General features: G+C 45.2%; 8 protein-coding genes and 2 pseudogenes. 4 read left to right on the plus strand and 6 right to left on the minus strand.

Annotated elements, in window-relative coordinates; all coding sequences use genetic code 11:
* Nucleotides 1-90: 90 nt before the first annotated feature.
* The 3 genes from tpiA to QT987_RS24025 form a co-directional block, all read right to left on the minus strand.
* Complete coding sequence (gene tpiA, locus QT987_RS24015; protein ID WP_333245260.1) at nt 91-816, minus strand: triose-phosphate isomerase; 726 nt, start codon at nt 814-816, stop codon at nt 91-93.
* Nucleotides 817-891: 75 nt separating this feature from the next.
* On the minus strand, nt 892-1,077 hold the full coding sequence (locus QT987_RS24020) for a PCP reductase family protein (RefSeq protein WP_333245247.1): 186 nt from the start codon (nt 1,075-1,077) through the stop codon (nt 892-894).
* Nucleotides 1,078-1,177: 100 nt separating this feature from the next.
* A complete protein-coding gene (locus QT987_RS24025) occupies nt 1,178-2,131 on the minus strand; it encodes a hypothetical protein (protein ID WP_333245249.1) in 954 nt (317 codons plus the stop codon).
* Nucleotides 2,132-2,287: 156 nt separating this feature from the next.
* On the opposite strand from QT987_RS24025, the pseudogene QT987_RS24030 reads away from it, so the two are divergent.
* From QT987_RS24030 to QT987_RS24045, 4 genes and pseudogenes are all read left to right on the plus strand, one after another.
* Nucleotides 2,288-2,464, plus strand: a pseudogene (locus QT987_RS24030) (IS701 family transposase); the annotation flags it as partial.
* A 513-nt stretch (nt 2,465-2,977) separates the two neighbouring features.
* Nucleotides 2,978-3,991 carry a PleD family two-component system response regulator gene (locus QT987_RS24035; RefSeq protein ID WP_333245251.1) on the plus strand — a complete coding sequence of 338 codons (1,014 nt, stop codon included), beginning with the start codon at nt 2,978-2,980 and terminating at the stop codon, nt 3,989-3,991.
* A gap of 18 nt (nt 3,992-4,009) precedes the next feature.
* Complete coding sequence (locus QT987_RS24040; RefSeq protein WP_333245254.1) at nt 4,010-4,351, plus strand: hemerythrin; 342 nt, start codon at nt 4,010-4,012, stop codon at nt 4,349-4,351.
* A gap of 350 nt (nt 4,352-4,701) precedes the next feature.
* On the plus strand, nt 4,702-10,719 hold the full coding sequence (locus QT987_RS24045; RefSeq protein WP_333245257.1) for a response regulator: 6,018 nt from the start codon (nt 4,702-4,704) through the stop codon (nt 10,717-10,719).
* Between the two features lie 454 nt (nt 10,720-11,173).
* Here QT987_RS24045 and QT987_RS24050 read toward each other — a convergent pair whose 3' ends face one another.
* From QT987_RS24050 to QT987_RS24060, 3 genes and pseudogenes are all read right to left on the minus strand, one after another.
* On the minus strand, nt 11,174-15,031 hold the full coding sequence (locus QT987_RS24050) for a GAF domain-containing protein (RefSeq protein ID WP_333211446.1): 3,858 nt from the start codon (nt 15,029-15,031) through the stop codon (nt 11,174-11,176).
* Between the two features lie 555 nt (nt 15,032-15,586).
* Nucleotides 15,587-16,966: a photosystem II reaction center protein CP43 gene (psbC, locus tag QT987_RS24055; protein WP_333102538.1), complete on the minus strand. Its 1,380-nt coding sequence runs from the start codon at nt 16,964-16,966 to the stop codon at nt 15,587-15,589.
* A gap of 155 nt (nt 16,967-17,121) precedes the next feature.
* Nucleotides 17,122-17,262, minus strand: a pseudogene (locus tag QT987_RS24060) (photosystem II D2 protein (photosystem q(a) protein)); the annotation flags it as partial.

Consider the following 17,262-nt stretch of genomic DNA (forward strand, 5'->3'; position numbering starts at 1 on the left):
TCACAATTGTAGGCGATCGCTGTTTAATTCCCGCTGCCTTGTTCCAATTACCAATTAACAATTACCAATTAGCAATTAGCAATTACCTAATTACTGATAATTGACAATTCGATCGAAGCTAGCAGCTTCCAAACTCGCACCGCCTACCAGAACCCCGTCAATCTCAGGCATCGCCATAACTTCATCAATATTCTCCGGTTTAACAGAGCCGCCGTACTGAATTGGCACGCCCGGATTAGTCAATTTACTGCGAATCAAACCAATAACTCGGTTAGCTTCCTTAGCTTCGCAAGTATCGCCAGTGCCAATGGCCCAAATAGGCTCGTAAGCAATGACTAACTTATTTTGGTCAACATCAACCAAATCTTTTGCCAACTGAGAAAAAATGTGAGCTTCAGTTTCGCCTGCATCTCGCTGCTGCTTGGTTTCCCCAACGCACAGAATCGGAATTAAATCGTATTTCTGAGCCGCTTTTAGCCGCAAATTCACCGTTTCGTCAGTTTCCCCAAAATATTGGCGTCGCTCGCTGTGGCCGATGATGACATAACGGACACCAAGTTCACTAAGCATTGGCCCGGAAATTTCCCCAGTAAAAGCTCCAGACTCTTGCCAGTGAACGTTCTGAGCACCGAGTCTAATCCGGCTGCCGTGCAAATTTTTCGAGAGGACAGCCAAGGAAGTGAAGGGAACGCAAAGCACGACTTCCCGTTCCTCTGGGGTTTCCGTCAGGCAGGACATGAATCCTTGAAGAAATTCTAGGGATTCAGTCCTAGTTTTGTACATTTTCCAGTTGCCAGCAATAACTATTTTCCGCACGGGTGACTCAGTAGCTCTGTGAACATCAAAATCAGGCAACTTATAGTTTAAAGCTTTAGGGTACATTTCGAGCCCTTATTGCCCAAACTCGATGCGAGCTTGCTCAACTAAGTCAACGGTGACGACTTGGGTTTCGGCTTCGCGCGCCAAGTGTTCTATGCGGACGCGAGCTTGTCCCCGGACAAAGTAGGGAATATTTTTCAGCTTCGCCTTGGCTTCTGGCGTCCATTTTAAATCATCGGAAAATTCGGAATCGGGCATGGCGTTTTGAGCGATCGACTACAAGCCTTCATGGATCTGGCTTTGATGGAAAGCCTGGATGTATTAAATTTACCACGAGTTGCGATCGGCCCACACCTTCTCACTCGGCCTTAAATTTGTTGCCTAAAATAGCCGACGCTTCTTGTAAAAGCTGATTCTGCTCTTCTCGAATTGCCTCCAACCTTGTCAAAATATTAGCAAGTCGTTCTTGAGACTCCAAACTGTTTGATGCAACTCCCCTCAATTGTAAACCTGAATTATTTTTGTATTCGGGATTCTGTGAAACTAATGAGTTTACAGCCACTCCACCGACATTACTTACAGATTTAGAGCCGACACTCAAAACCCCTTGCATAAATTTTCCAGGGCTTTGCAGAACAAATAACCATCCTCCAGCAAAAAATCTACTTAAAGCCTGAAAAAGACCCAATATAATGAATACAAATAGCAGTATCACTGCTAAAAATATCAGCGGATGACTCACCAACCAGAAGACTACAGGGTGAGAGTCAATCCAATCTTTAACAGTACCATTGATAGCATTTTTGATGGCATCTGAAGCGGCATCGCTCATATTTCCCGCCTTGTTAAGGCTATCTTCTAATGAAGCCTTAGCCTTTTCTGTAGCTTGATTTACACTCTCTACAGCTTGGCTAGTGCTTTGATTCAGAGTATTGAGCGCAGAGTTAGTAGTTTGATTAATAGTTTCTTTAGCAGTTGCCGCGGACTGAGAAACAGCATTAACAGCTTTGTTGGTACTTTCACTGACGCGACTAACTGCTTGATTCGCAACTTCCGATATAGAAAGTCTCGCTTTTTCGGTTTTATCCGCTACAGTACCTAAAGCATTGTTCGTAACTTGATTAACAGTATTAACGGCAGAATTTGTAGTTTGAGTAAGAGCTTCTTTTGCCTGAGACGCAGTTTCGTAGAGAGAATATTTAGCTTGTGCTGTTGCTTCTGAAGTAGAATTCACTGCTTTTTCGACTTGCTCAGTCCAAACTTCTTTCGTTTTTTGAAAGCTTTGAGAAAAATCAGGCAGTGCTACTTCCATAGTCAGTGAGCTCCATTAAGTTAATTTACTGTTTCCAGTGATTATAGTATAGCTTCTATTTTTAATAGTGGGACTTTAGCCCAAAATAGAGTGAGAAATAGAGCTAAGATATATAGAGTCAACTTTTGAGGTTAGTGTCTTTCCTGATGGAATCTGATGAGATCAACACTTGGGACATCCATGATCCCATGCTTTGAAAGATAGTGTCAACGCTTTGACGATGTGTTTCCTACTCAAGCCCAAAGACAGGAGTTTAGACACTATTTGGGGCGATTATTGGGAGAAAGCAGAGAAACAACCTATCCGAGAGCGCGCAAAACGCTATAAATGTTTCTTAACAAAGCTTACGCCTTTTTGCAGTCAGAGCTGCCTGGTGCGAACAAACGCTCAACCAAGGGCGAATCTATACGGGATCGTGTGACCATCAGATGTATTCCCCAAAAATAGCTCGGACGATCGCTCGTGGGACGGAGGAATTTGATGCACCCGAAAAAGGCTGAATTAAGTTGAGAAATATAGCATATTATCCCACGAGCGATCGCGGGATAACAGGCGATCGTTCGTCAAAGCTCGCTCGGCGTTGTAAAAACTGTTTAACGCCCCAAAAATAATTACATATTTACAAAAATTAGCGCAAGTTACCAGACTTTATATCCCCAAAAAAAGCGATAAATTTTAAGTAGACTGTGGCTGTTAGTTTAACAAACCCGACACTCCCTATAATTTTGTTGCGGTCGCTTAGCTGGTGTATAATTTATGACATATTGGTCAATTTTTCACTTTCCATCCCAAGCTCAAAATATGCTAGGCTAGAATGTTTCCAAAGCTTGAGATACACCATGACGTATGTATCAATCATTAGAAGAGTCAGCCATTTCAACTAACCCATCTACGGAACCGTCCTCTCTAATTCTGATTGTGGATGACGATGCCTTGATGCGTTTACAACTTCGACTGTATTTACAGAAGGAAAAATACCGAGTGGCCGAAGCTACGGATGGGTTGACAGGGCTAGCAGCTTATGAGGAAGTACATCCAGACTTGATCCTGCTAGATGCAGTGATGCCTACTATGGATGGTTTTGCTTGTTGTCAAAAATTATCTGAAGTGCCTGAGAGCGATCGCCCACCTATTTTGATGATTACTAGCTTAGAAGACAAAGAATCTGTCGATCGAGCGTTTGCAGCGGGAGCGGCTGACTATATCACTAAGCCCATTCACTGGGCTGTTCTGCGACAGAGAGTACGACGGTTGATTCAGCAATTCCATTTGCAACAGCAACAAACCCTACTTTACAAACAGCTAGAAGCCGCCAATCGACAATTAAAATACCTAGCGTCAATTGACGGTTTGACTCAGATTGCCAATCGCCGTCAGTTTGACCAACAGCTAGAGGAGGAGTGGCGACGCATGACGAGGCAGCAAACTCCTTTGTCACTGATTTTGTGTGATATAGATTTGTTCAAGCCTTACAACGATACTTATGGACACCAAGCAGGGGATCTATGTTTAAAGCAAGTTGCGGCAACTCTCAATCGCAGTATTAATCGAGCTGGAGATTTAGTAGCACGTTATGGAGGTGAAGAATTTGTAGTGATTTTATCTGACACCGAGCTTGAGGGAGCCGTCCAAATCGTTAAGCAAATGCAGGAGCGCATCCAAGCTTTAGCAATAGTCCATAAGAGTTCTCCGCATCATTGCATTACGCTCAGCTTCGGTATTACCAGCGTGATTCCTACCCAAGAGAGTCGGCCTGAAACTTTAATTGCTGCTGCCGATGCAGCACTTTATCAAGCCAAAGACAAAGGTCGTAATACTTTTTGCACCAAGATTCATACAGTCAATGAATTCACCCGTTAAATCATCAGGGTAAAAACTATGCCTCTCGTCATTTGGAAGGATTGCTTAATAATTGTTATTCCAAAAATTGGCCACCACCATAAACAATTGATTGAGCAACTCAATACCTTAGTGAATGCCATGTTGGCAAACCGTGGCAAGGAAGAAATAAAAGGTATTGTAGATTTTTTAAACTTGTATATAGCACAAAAAATCTGGTTTCAAGAAAATCTTAGGAAAAGATACAAATGCCCAGTTGCATCTACCAATGCAGCGGCGCATACCAAATTTATTAAAGCACTGAGTGAAGTTAAACAAGAGCTGAAAATCAAAGGATCGAGCCTTTCGTTAGTCATTAAGCTTAATGAACAATTGCTATAGCAATCCTAAATCATTTGTAAAAATATGTAGGGGTAGTGCTACCCCTACTCCCCGTGCCTACCCCAACCAAGGCGGGGCAACCACGGGGGGTTTGCCCCTACAAGAATTACACGAATCATTTAGGATTGCTATAGATTGGTTCGTGAACCATATTAAAAAAAGTCGATCGAGAACTCAACTCCTACATGAGTAAGCCTTGATTTTAGTCTTAAAGCCTAAATAAGCGGTTCTGCGACCTTCATGGAAACTGTCAGGGAAATAACGAGAGTGCCTCTACGAAGATTTTTTATCAGAATCAGTTCATATTCAGCAAGTAGCAATTCTAGAAGTTTATGGGAGGGTCGATCTGAGTGCGTGATCAAAGATGGTTTGGTGCGATCGCCCTTCTCACTGCTGCCGGTTTTCTGGGCAACCATTGCAATTTGTCTCTTTTCTTTGGGGTTGATTTCCTCTTTGGCAGTATTCCCATACTAATTATTACTTATTACTTCGGCTGGGGCTGGGGAGGCTTGGCTGGTCTAATTGCAGGCAGCTATACTTATATCCTTTGGCATCATCCATACGCCACGATTATTTTGGTAATGGAGACTCTGTTTGTAGGGGTTTTTTGCAAAAAGTGCAAACAGCCAAATATCCTTTTATTCGATGGGATTTACTGGTTCTTAATTGGAATGCCCCTCGTTTGGCTTTTCTACGGTCAAATGATGCAGATGGATGCGAATCAGGCTATCCTCGTTATGTGCAAACAAGCAGTAAACGGCATTTTCAATGCCTTAGTTGCCAGTTTAATCATTTCCTATGCGCCGATTTATCGGTGGATTAGTGCTTCAAAATATATCGCCCTTTCTTTACAACAAACAATTTTTCATTTGTTGGTAGCTTTTGTATTTATTCCAGGAGTGATACTATTAGTTTTTGATGGTAGGTACTTTGTTAGTCAAATCCAAACCACGGTGCAAACGGAGTTACAAACCAACGCCAAAACTATCACTAGCGCCATATCTAGATGGCATCAGCGACATCTCTTAGCTTTGAATACATTAGCTGAAGAATCGCTCATACCTGAAGCCACCACTGCTGCTAATACAGGGATTCAATCATCCGAACAGCTACAACAACAAATTAGCCTGATCGAGCAGTTGTTGCCAGATTTCGACAAAATTTATGCTGCCGATGAATCGGGAACAATTTTAGCGGCTTCTTCTCCTTTTAATCCACCCCGTCGGCGGTTGCTCGAAGAAAGCAGAGAACATAAATATCTGATTACCCTGGCTCAAGAGCGATCGAGACCTTGGATGACTTCTATCCACAAAGATTTATTAATGGATGAACCTCATGTAGGATTAAATGTTCCCCTGCAAGTTCAAGGTCGTTTTATTGGAGTGATCCACGGTTCATTAGGATTGAGCAAGATAAAATCTCTCTACATTTTCCAGATAAACAATCAGAAAGTTCGCATTACATTGCTAGATCAAAACAACAAAGTCATTGCGAGTAATCAATCCGACCAAAAGCTTTGGACCAGTCTTGAGGAGTCAAAGAACGGCAGCACTCGCACCTTAGAGGGAACCTTGCAGCAGTGGCTTCCTAGCAATGGCAACAATCCGATGATCCGTTGGAAAAACTCTCTGTATATAGAGGAATTTACAATTAGCTCCGAGCTGGACTGGAGAGTACGCTTAGAAATTCCAGCCGCTCCCTATGTCAAAAAATTACAAAATCGTTACAAGGCTGACTTTAGCATTCTACTCGTCATCACAATGTTGGCATTTTTGTTTGCCACGCTGGTAAGCGAACGACTGGTAAAGCCATTATCCTATTTAGCTATTGCGACTACTGACTTACCCAACAAGCTTTCAGAAGAAACATTTGAATGGAAACATAGCTCTGTTACAGAAATCAATGAGCTTGCTAGAAATTTTCAATTGATGGGAATCGTGCTTAATCAAAAATTTAGGGAGATTAAACACGCCAACGCTACATTAGAACAGCGGGTTCAAGAACGAACACAAACATTATCCAAAATCAATCTCTCCCTGAAAGCTGAAATTAAGAGACGTAAACAAGCCGAAGCTGAACTAAGAACAAGAGAGGCGGCGATACGAGCTTTATATGAAGTCACTGCTACCCAAAATCTCAATTTTGAGCAGCGCATCCAAGCGTTGATTGAGATGGGATGTCAGAATTTTGGGCTAGAAAGTGGCATCTTGGCTCGTGTGCAAGATAATACTTATGAGGTGATGGTGGCGCGATCGCCCGATCAAGTCCTGAAACCAGGTGATGTCTTTGATATTAAGGAAACTTTGTGCTGTGAAGCTTTAGACACAAATGAACCCCTAAACATCGAACATATAGGAATCTCCAAATGGCATTACCATCCTGCCTATCTTGCCCTTGGCATAGAAGCTTATATTGGAACACGAGTGTTAGTTGCAGGCAAAGTCTACAGTACCCTCAGCTTTTCTAGTAAATCTCCCCGTGCAGACAGCTTTAAATCTGCCCATGTGGAATTATTGAAGCTGATGGCTCAATGGATTGGTAGTGAAATTGAACGGCATCAGGCAGAAGTCGCTCTGCAAGCGAGTGAAGAGCGGTGGGAACTCGCCCTACGCGGTAGTAATGATGGGGTATGGGATTGGAACGTCAACACCAATGAAGTATTCTTCTCGGCTCGCTGGAAAGAGATGTTGGGCTACGAGGATCATGAAATTCCCAATCAATTAGAGGAATGGAGCAAGCGAGTTCATCCCGACGATATCGGATGGGTGATGCAAGCAATTCAAGATCACTTTCAGCGCCAAACTCCCTTTTATATTACAGAACATCGAGTGCTTTGCAAGGATGGGAGCTACAAATGGATTTTGGCTCGAGGGCAAGCGCTTTCGGATGAAGCGGGCAGAGTTGTCCGCATGACTGGTTCTCAAAGCGATATTACGAACCGCAAACAGTTAGAGCAGGAAATTCAAGCCAGAGAGCAATTATTGAATGCTTTCTTTAAAGGAGCTTCCCTAGCAGGGGTGGGGCTGTGTATATACGATCGGCAGTTTCGATTTTTACAAATCAATGAGGCACTAGCTGAAATTAATGGCCTCTCTGTGGAGGCTCACTTAGGTAAGACAACCGATGAGATATTGGGGCAATTTGCTCCTGGTGTAAATGCACTGTTACAACAGGTTTTAACGACAGGAAAACCTTCCATAAACTTGGAAATTAGCACAGAAGTAACCAGTCGAACAGGTGCCCAGCGCTACTGGCTCGTTTCTCACTTTCCCATTTTCAAGGATGCAGACCATCCTATAGCAGTGGGTTGCATTCTAATTGAAATTAGCGATCGCAAACGAGCCGAAGCGGAACTGCAACAAATGAGTGCGGCGCTAGAAAATGCCGTGGCAGGGATTTCTCGGCTGAACCCTCAAGGACGCTATATCTCTGTCAATGTTACTTATGCTGCCATCTGTGGATATCAGCCCGAGGAAATGCTAGGGATGGAGTGGCAAAGAACCGTTCATCCTGAAGATGTTGAGAAGATGGGGGCTGCTTATGAGCAAATGTTGAGAGAGGGCAGAGTCGAAGCCGAAGCTAGGGGAATGCGAAAAAATGGCTCTAGCTTCTATAAACAAGTGGTGATGGTCTCTGCTTATGACGAGCAAAATGTGTTTGTTGGACATCATTGCTTCATGAAGGATATTAGCGATCGCAAGCAGGCAGAAGAAGCACTACAACGACAGTTGCAAAAAGCCCTACTGCTGAAGCAAATTACCCAAGAAATTCGTCAAAGCCTTAATGCTGAGCAGATATTTGCAACGGCTGCTATTCAGATTGGGCAAACTTTTGGGGTGAGTCGCTGTTTAATTAGCACATACCAGGACAATCCACTGCCTCAGTTTCCTGTCGTTGCAGAGTATCTAGCAGTGGGATGTGCCCCCAGCGGGGAGCATGACATTCTGGTGGCCAGTCCTGCTTATACAAAACGGTTGATGGCTCAAGATGAAGCGATCGCCTCCCCGGATGTCTACTGCGAATCATTGCTCACCTGTGCTCATTCAAGTTGTACCAGTCTCAAATTGAGATCGACATTAGCAGTGCGAACCTCTTACCAAGGAGAACCGAATGGTGCCATTTGTTTGCACCAGTGCGATCGCTACCGTCATTGGACTACCGATCAAATCGAGTTGCTAGAATCAGTCGCGGCTCAAGTAGGAATTGCCCTAGCTCAAGCCCAATTACTAGAGCAAGAAACTCGACAACGAGAAGAATTAACTCTCAAAAACTTTGCCCTGGAGCAAACTAGACGGGAAGCAGAAGCTGCGAACCGAGCCAAAAGTGAGTTTCTGGCGATGATGAGCCATGAAATTCGCACTCCCATGAATGCGGTTATTGGTATGACGGGACTACTGCTGGATACAGAACTCAAGGCTCAACAGCGAGACTTTATCGAGACGATTCGCAATAGTGGGGATACGCTTCTGAGTATCATCAACGACATCCTGGACTTCTCCAAAATTGAGTCGGGCAAACTGGAGCTAGAAAAGCATCCCTTGAGCTTGAGAGATTGCATAGAAGGTGCGATCGACCAACTTGCAGTTAAAGCAGATGAGAAGGATATTGAGTTGGGCTACTTCATCCAGCCCCAGACTCCTAAGTTGATTTTGGGTGATGTCACCCGTCTGCGTCAGATTCTAGTTAACTTGCTCAACAATGCGATTAAGTTTACTGAAACTGGGGAAGTTACCATTTCCGTAGAAGCCTCTCTAGTTGATTCTGACAAAACAATTTCTGAGCCAGGAAACTTGTCAGAAAGCTTGTATGAAATCCAGTTTGCCATTCAAGATACAGGCATTGGTATTCCAGCCAATCGGCTCGATCGACTGTTCAAGTCTTTTAGTCAAGTAGATGCTTCGACGACTCGGCAGTATGGAGGGACTGGTTTAGGTTTGGCGATTAGTAAGCGACTTAGTGAAACTATGAACGGCACGATCTGGGTTGAAAGCCGAGGCAACATCGGAGGAACCCCTTCACAAAAATGGCAAGCCACTAACCTTAATCGAGTCACAATGGGTTCTACGTTCTACTTCACGATTGTGGCATCCTCTGTGGCTACTGAGTTAGCGGAACCGATGGAAATGGTACCAGAACTATCTGGCAAGCGTTTATTAATCGTGGATGACCAGCCCACTAACCGACAAATTCTGACGTTGCAAGCAGAGACTTGGGGGATGCAGAGTCTAGCTGCCCAATCGGCTGTCGAAGCGCTCAACTGGCTTGAGAGTGGAGAAACCTTTGATGTGGCTATTTTAGATATGCAAATGCCACAAATCGACGGTCTCACACTCGCCTCAGCCATCCACCAGCATCCTAAGTGCCACCGTTTACCCCTAGTGTTGCTGACTTCAATGGGCTACCCAGAAGCGAGTTCTTCAGCGCTTTCCACCCACTTTGCCGCTTTTTTAAGCAAACCTATCAAACAATCCCAGCTCTATCAAATACTGATCCATGTGCTACAAGCTCAACCGAAAAAAGTTCAACAACAACTTCCTATATCTGTTCAGGATGATATGAAACTGGCCCAGAGACTCCCACTGCGAATTCTTTTAGCAGAAGATCATCTGGTAAATCAGAAGGTGGCACTGCTGCTGTTAGAGCGTTTGGGATACCGGGCCGATGTTGCGGCCAATGGATTGGAAGTTTTGGAAGCCCTGAATCGCCAGCCTTATGATGTCGTGCTGATGGATGTACAAATGCCAGAGATGGATGGACTAGAAGCCACCCGTCGTATTTGCCAGGAGTGGCCGGCTCATACTCGTCCCAGGATTATTGCCATGACGGCGAATGCCATGCAGGGCGATCGCCAGGTTTGTCTTGATGCTGGCATGAATGACTATATCAGTAAACCAATTCGAGTAGAGGTTCTTCACCAAGCGCTGAGTCAGTGTCCACCCAGCCCGGAACCGCAGCAGGAGGCCCAAAAGGAGGAATCAGATAGCAACAAGCCAGAAATTGAGATGCCAGCGGTTAACCTCACAGAACTGCAAGCCTTCTGTAGCAGCATCGATCAAGATTCAAGCCAGATTTTGAGCTTGCTGGCGAATTGCTACTTTGAGGAATCTCTAAAGTTGCTACAAGCTATGAAATTAGCGATCGCTCAAGCGGATACTCAAACCCTAAAGCGAGTGGCTCATACCCTCAAAGGCAGTAGTGCAAATCTAAGCGCAGCTCCTCTCGCCGAGCTTTGTAGCAGGTTAGAAGTTATGAGTACCTCTGGTGAACTAGATCGAGCCTCAACCCTATTGGCTGAAATCGAGGATGAGTACGATCGTGTCAAGAATACTCTCCAACAAGAACTACAAAAGAGGGAAACTAATCTATGAAAGTCAATTAAATAGGCATCTTTTTGTACCAGGACTTAGGCAACTGTCATCCGCGATGCCGCAACCGGGCTATGCGATCGCATACGCACGATCGAGCCTGATTCCAAATCTTTTAGCATCGGAATTATTCATATCATTTTTGGTAACACTCATACATGATGTTGACTGTTGACGGTTGACAGTCAACGCCGTTAACAGTCAACGCCGTGAACAGTGAACTCGAATTTACTATTTCAATGCTAACGGATTGGATATCATATATCTCTTCTCTGCATCTGCGTGAATCAGCGTGCATCCCTTGTCCGGGGCGGTTCATAAATTCTCTTTTTTTTACCGCAGATGAGGGCAGATAAACACAGATGCACCCAGATGAATTATATCAATTCCGGCTGCACCCTGCGTGATTGTTGAGTGTTGACTGTTTGCTGGATTTTACAACAATAATGACTAATGACTAATGACTAATGACTAATGACTGCTGTCGAAGCGGAATCTCGATCGCAAACTCAGTACCTTTCCCCAATTCCGAATTGCATTTTAAAACACCGCCGTGTTTCTCTACCACAATTTGGTAACTAATTGACAGTCCCAATCCAGTACCTTTTCCCACTGCCTTAGTCGTGAAAAAAGGGTCAAATATGCGTTGTCTCATAGATTCCGAAATTCCCGTACCGTTATCAGAAATCCGAATCAGCGCGCTAGGAATAGTACCATTAAGTTGACCGACAGCAGTCGAGATTTTAATTTGAGGAGCTACAGATTGACCAGCGCGCAACTTGTGCGATTCCAAAGCATCGATCGCATTCCCAATTACATTCATGAATACCTGATTCAACTGTCCCGCATAACACTCAACTCGAGGCAAAATGCCGTATTCTTTCACTAGCACAATGTTTGAACTGTCCGCATTAGATTTCAGCCTGTGCTGTAAAATTAACAGCGTGCTGTCAATGCCCTCGTGAATATCAACCGCCTTCATTTGACTTTCGTCAAGACGAGAGAAATTCCTTAAAGACAGAACTATTTGACGGATGCGATCGGCTCCCACCTTCATTGACAATAGCAATTTTGGCAAATCTTCTAGCAGAAATTCCAAGTCAATATCTTCACTCAATTTGTCTATTTCAGGACTATAATCTGGATATTGCTGCTGGTAAAGTTCCAGCAAGCTCAGTAAGCTAGCAGTATATTCACTAGCGTGATTGAGATTGCCGTAAATAAAATTAACCGGATTGTTAATTTCGTGAGCAATCCCGGCTACCAGTTGCCCCAAACCAGACATTTTTTCAGTTTGAATCAATTGAGCTTGAGTCTGCTGCAAATCCTTTAAACTTTGAGCGATTTGTTCTGCTTGGCGTCGGGTTTGAGCGAGCAAATCGGCTTGTTGGATAGCTACGCCTAACTGATTGGCAATCTGAGCTAAAAAGTTAACTTCTGAACTTTCCCAACAGCGGGGCCCAGAATGTTGATAGGCTGTCAATAAACCCCAAAGTTCTTGTCCTACAAAAATCGGCGCGATCGCATAAGCCTTCACCTGAAATTGCTCTAAAATACGGACATTACACTCGGAGTGACAAGCTTGATAGATATCGTCAACGGCTATAGTTTCATTATTCAGATACTTGCCGCCTTGGTTTGACTGCAAATAAGTATCTTGCCAAGCCGTATTGATACCTTCCCCTACCCATTTCATCCAGCCATTTTTTACAAACTCGGCAATATATTGACCGCTAAAATCAGGATTTAAGCGATAAACCGCTATTCTATCGACTTGCATAAACTGACAAACTTCTTGAGTAGCAGTCTTAAAAATCGCGTTGATATCGAGAGATTCTCGAATCTTAGCCACCACTTCAAACAGTATCCGCTGTTGCTCGGATGCCCACTGCAAATCAACTGATTGCTGCCGCGTTTTAGCCAACAAATCTGCTTGTTCTAATCCTACACTCAACTGAATTCCAACTTGCGTAGCAAACTGAATTTCCGAAGTGTTCCAATGGCGCAAACCGCTGCACTGGTGCACGCACAGCAAACCCCAAAGTTCGCTGCCATTCATCAGCGGCATAATCACCTGAGCTCTAATTTGAAATTGAGCTAAAAGAGCAACATGGCAGTCTGAAAGTCCAGAATTTTCGATATCTTGTAGCACTTGTATCTGTCCCTGACTATATTTTTTGGCATATTTTTCGCTAAAAAAATGATCGCGAACTTTTACATTCATTGCCGAAGAAAAACCAGGCAAAACATCTTCGGTAATAAATTCGCCTTCATTAAAATTTAAACTAGGATCGAAGCGATAAATGCCAACTCTATCGGCCTTTAATACCCGTCGCAATTCTGTAGTTGTAGTACGAAAAATTGTATTTAAATCGAGAGATTGTCGAATCTTAGCAACTACCTCAAACAGTATTCGCTCCTGCTCTGCTACCCGCTGCAATTCAACTGCTTGCTGCTGAGTTTGAGCGAGCAAATCTGCTTGTTCTATGGCGATACTGAGCTGAGCGGCAATTTGGGTAGCAAACTTAATTTCGGAAGATTCCCAGTTGCGGGGAGCCGAACATTGGTGTACGCACAGCAACCCCCAAAGGTCGTTGCCTTTCATAATCGGTGCAACTAAAGTAGCTTTGATCTGAAATTGCTCCAAGACTTTGTGAAAGCAATCTTGCAGTCCGGCCTGTCTGATGTCAGACATGGCGTGAACTCGCCCCTGAGAATAGAGATTGGCGTAGTTTTCTCCAAAGCAGCGATCGTCCACTTTGACTGCCATTGCTGACACAAAATTTGGCAAAACATCTTCGGCAACGAATTCGCCGTCCTTAAATTCTGATGCGGAATCGAAGCGGTAAACTGCCACTCGATCGGCATTTAAAGCCCGTCGCACTTCCTGGGACATCGTGCTAAAAATCTTGTTCAAGTCGAGGGATTTCCGCATTTTAGCCACCACTTCAAACAGCACTTGCTGCTGTTGGGTCAACTGCTGTAGTTGAGCGGTGCGCTTTTGAACTTGATTTTCTAAGTTTGTGTTAAGTTCCTCTATTTGTTGATCGAGTTGGTAGTGGTTAATAGCATTAGAAAAGTGCGTGCCCAAAATTTGGAGCAATTCAATTTCTTCACCCTTCCATTCGCGAATTTGGGCAGTTTTTGATTCTTTCCACGCTTCAAAAGATATCCGAGATTGGGCGAGCCGCGCGTCGCTATCAAACTGTCTAGCCCAGAGAGTTTCGGTGTCAAATTCTTCTCGAAAAATGGTCAAGTAACCGAATATTTGCTGGCGGGCTCTGAGCGGTACGATTAAAATGCTGCGAATTTTGGTCGATCGAAATGCAGGTTGCAGGCTTCTCAAACTGCTAATTTGGTACAAGTCGGGAATTGCCCAAACCTGTTGCTGGCCGGATTTAAAATATTCGTGCCAGACGCTGTATTGCTCAACCTGCGGGTATTTTGCCGAAATTGGCATCTTCGGCCCTGAGCCGCAAGTGTAGACTGTGAGTTCGCCAGTGGAGTTATCCGAATAGGGAACTAGATTCGTAACCGGGCTGCTGTCGGAAACGAATGGTGTGGCGAAAATGCACAGCCTGCCGCCGGCTGCATCTAGTGCTGCTACCGATTCTGCCAAAGCTGTTTGGAGTTCAATCGCTGGCTGGGAGTTAAGGGCTGCGGCGACGCGGTTGACGGCAGCTTCCCGTTGAGCTTTCGCCATCGCTCGGGCCAGGAGGGTTGATTGGGTTATGGCGACGCCAAGCTGATCTGCTACCATCTGAACGCCTTGGAGTTCGTTTTCTGCCACACTCCGGGACTCGGAGTGGTGAGATACCAACAACCCCCAGAATTCTTCGCCGTGAAAAATTGGTACTACTAAGCAAGCCTTGACGCCCAGTGCAGTCAAGTATTCAGCGTGGCAGGGGTCAACTGCACGAAAGTACATTTCGTCGGGCAGTAGTTGGCCGGAAACCGCCTCGCGGCGCGGACTTTGGCCTAGCTGCCCGGAATCTATATCGACGATCGATCGCACCTGTAGTTGGGCGAACAGTTCGCGGGCGTGAGGGGGAATATCGTCTGCTGGAAAATGCAAACCCAATAGGGAGGGCAAGCGGTTGCCGTTAATTGATTCGGCAATCACTTCACCGCTACCGTCGCTATGAAATTTGTAGATTTTTACTCTGTCTGTTCCCAAGAAGGATTGAACTTCGGCTGCTGTTGCGCTGAGAATTTCGGGTAGTTCTAGAGAGTGGCGAATGCGGTTGGCGATGCGTTCGAGCAAATTTGCTCGATCGAACCTCACCTTGACATTTTCGATCTTTAATGAGTCCATTATTAATCTTTTGCTTTCCTAGCAATAATAGTAAGCGGCCCAAAAGTTTTGTGCCTGTTAAAAAATTCGGCAAGCACAGCCATTTAATAAAATATAAATATCCTGATGGCGATCGTCGATTAGTTTTGCACCTGTAGCGATCTGCCTTAAAATTGCAACTTTCCATTGTGTGGGATTACAACTTTTCTACTTTAAATATAAACTTTGTAGAGCCTGCCTTGCAAGCTCTTTACCCCAACGGATTAAAATTGTCAAGTTTCAAGACTTGCAGAGTCATTCACCGCCACCGATGAATGTCGCACCGAAGTATCTCAGTCCTGGAGGCAAAAGCTGGCTCAGGAACGAGCTTACGGAAAGAAACAGCATGGAATTCAAAAGGTTAACTCAGAAACCGGGTTTCTAGGTCTAGGATTGTATCTGCAGCTAGCGGGTTCGGAGAACAGTCGATCGACAATCCGCAGCTTTTTGAGATATTTTTAGATCAAAAAAAAGCTCCTGCCGTTAAGCAGGAGCCTTTTTCAACTAGACAATCAAATCAGAAATAAATTCGATCGATTAGTCTAAGTCTGGCATAGCCAGCACTGGTTCATTTTCGCGATCGATACCCTTCTCAAAGCCAGCGACAGCCGCGCGAGCGCGACCAGCGTGCCACAAGTGACCCACCAAGAAGAAGAAACCCATCACAAAGTGGAAACAGGACAGCCAAGAACGAGGAGAAGTGAAGTTAAACGAGTTAACTTCAGTCGCCACACCGCCCACAGAGTTCAAAGAACCCAAAGGAGCGTGAGTCATGTACTCAGCCGCGCGGCGAGCTTGCCAAGGCTGAATGTCATTCTTGATTTTGTTCAAGTCCAAACCGTTAGTACCGCGCAAGGGTTCCAACCAAGGGCCTTGGAAATCCCAGAAACGCATCGTTTCACCGCCGAAAATGATTTCGCCAGTAGGAGAGCGCATCAGGTATTTACCCAGACCGGTGGGGCCTTGTGCAGAACCGACGTTAGCACCCAAGCGTTGGTCGCGGATCAGGAAGGTCAAAGCTTGCGCTTGAGAAGCTTCCGGGCCCGTCGGGCCGTAGAATTCGCTGGGGTAAGCAGTGTTGTTGAACCAGACAAAGCAGCAAGCGATGAAGCCCATCAGGGACAAAGCACCCAAGCTGTAAGACAGGTAAGCTTCGCCAGACCAGATTAAGGCGCGGCGAGCCCAGCCGAAAGGCTTGGTCAAAATGTGCCAAACACCGCCAGCGATACAAATCAGGCCAAGCCAGATGTGACCGCCGATGATGTCTTCCATGTTGTTGACGCTGACAATCCAGCCTTCGCCACCAAAAGGAGAGCGAACCAAGTAGCCAAAAATCACAGCCGGGTTCAGAGTGGGGTTCGTGATAATACGCACGTCCCCGCCGCCTGGAGCCCAAGTGTCATAGACACCGCCGAAGAACATGGCCTTAGCTACCAGCAGCAAGCAACCGCCACCCAACAAAATTAGGTGATAGCCGATGATGTTGGTCATCTGGTTCTTATCTTTCCAGTCGTAGCCGAAGAACGAAGAGTATTCTTCGAGAACTTCCGGGCCGCGAACGGCGTGATAAATGCCGCCCAAACCGAGAACAGCAGATGAAATCAAGTGAAGAACGCCGACTACGAAGAACGGGAAGATATCAGTGACTTCACCGCCGGGGCCTACGCCCCAACCCAAAGTAGCGACGTGGGGCATCAAAATTAAGCCCTGTTCGTACATGGGCTTTTCTGGGATAAAGTGAGCGACTTCAAACAAAGTCATTGCACCGGCCCAGAACACGATCAAGCCAGCGTGAGCGACGTGGGCGCCCAGCAGTTTGCCGGAGAGATTGATCAAACGAGCGTTGCCAGACCACCAAGCGAACCCGGAGGATTCTTGGTCGCGACCGCTTGCGTAGGAATTAGAGAGCGTTACCACCCGGTAGAACCTCCAACGATTTTAGATTTTGGATTTTGGGTTTTTTGTTCCCTAGTAGGGCACGGGAGTACCGCGCCTGCGCCAGGGAGTAGGGATTTGGATTTCAGATTAATTTAAAAAAACTAAATTAATCTGAAATCCAAATCCTGATTTTTTTAAAGTGCGTTACCGCGAGGCAGAACTTCTTCAGGGAAGATGAAGTTTTCGTGGGGTTGGTCAGTCGGAGCCATCCAAGCACGAATGCCTTCGTTAAGCAGAATGTTCTTAGTGTAGAACGTTTCAAACTCAGGATCTTC

Origin of the sequence: Microcoleus sp. SVA1B4 (genome assembly GCF_036700545.1) — a bacterium.
Taxonomy (GTDB): Bacteria; Cyanobacteriota; Cyanobacteriia; order Cyanobacteriales; family Microcoleaceae; genus Microcoleus.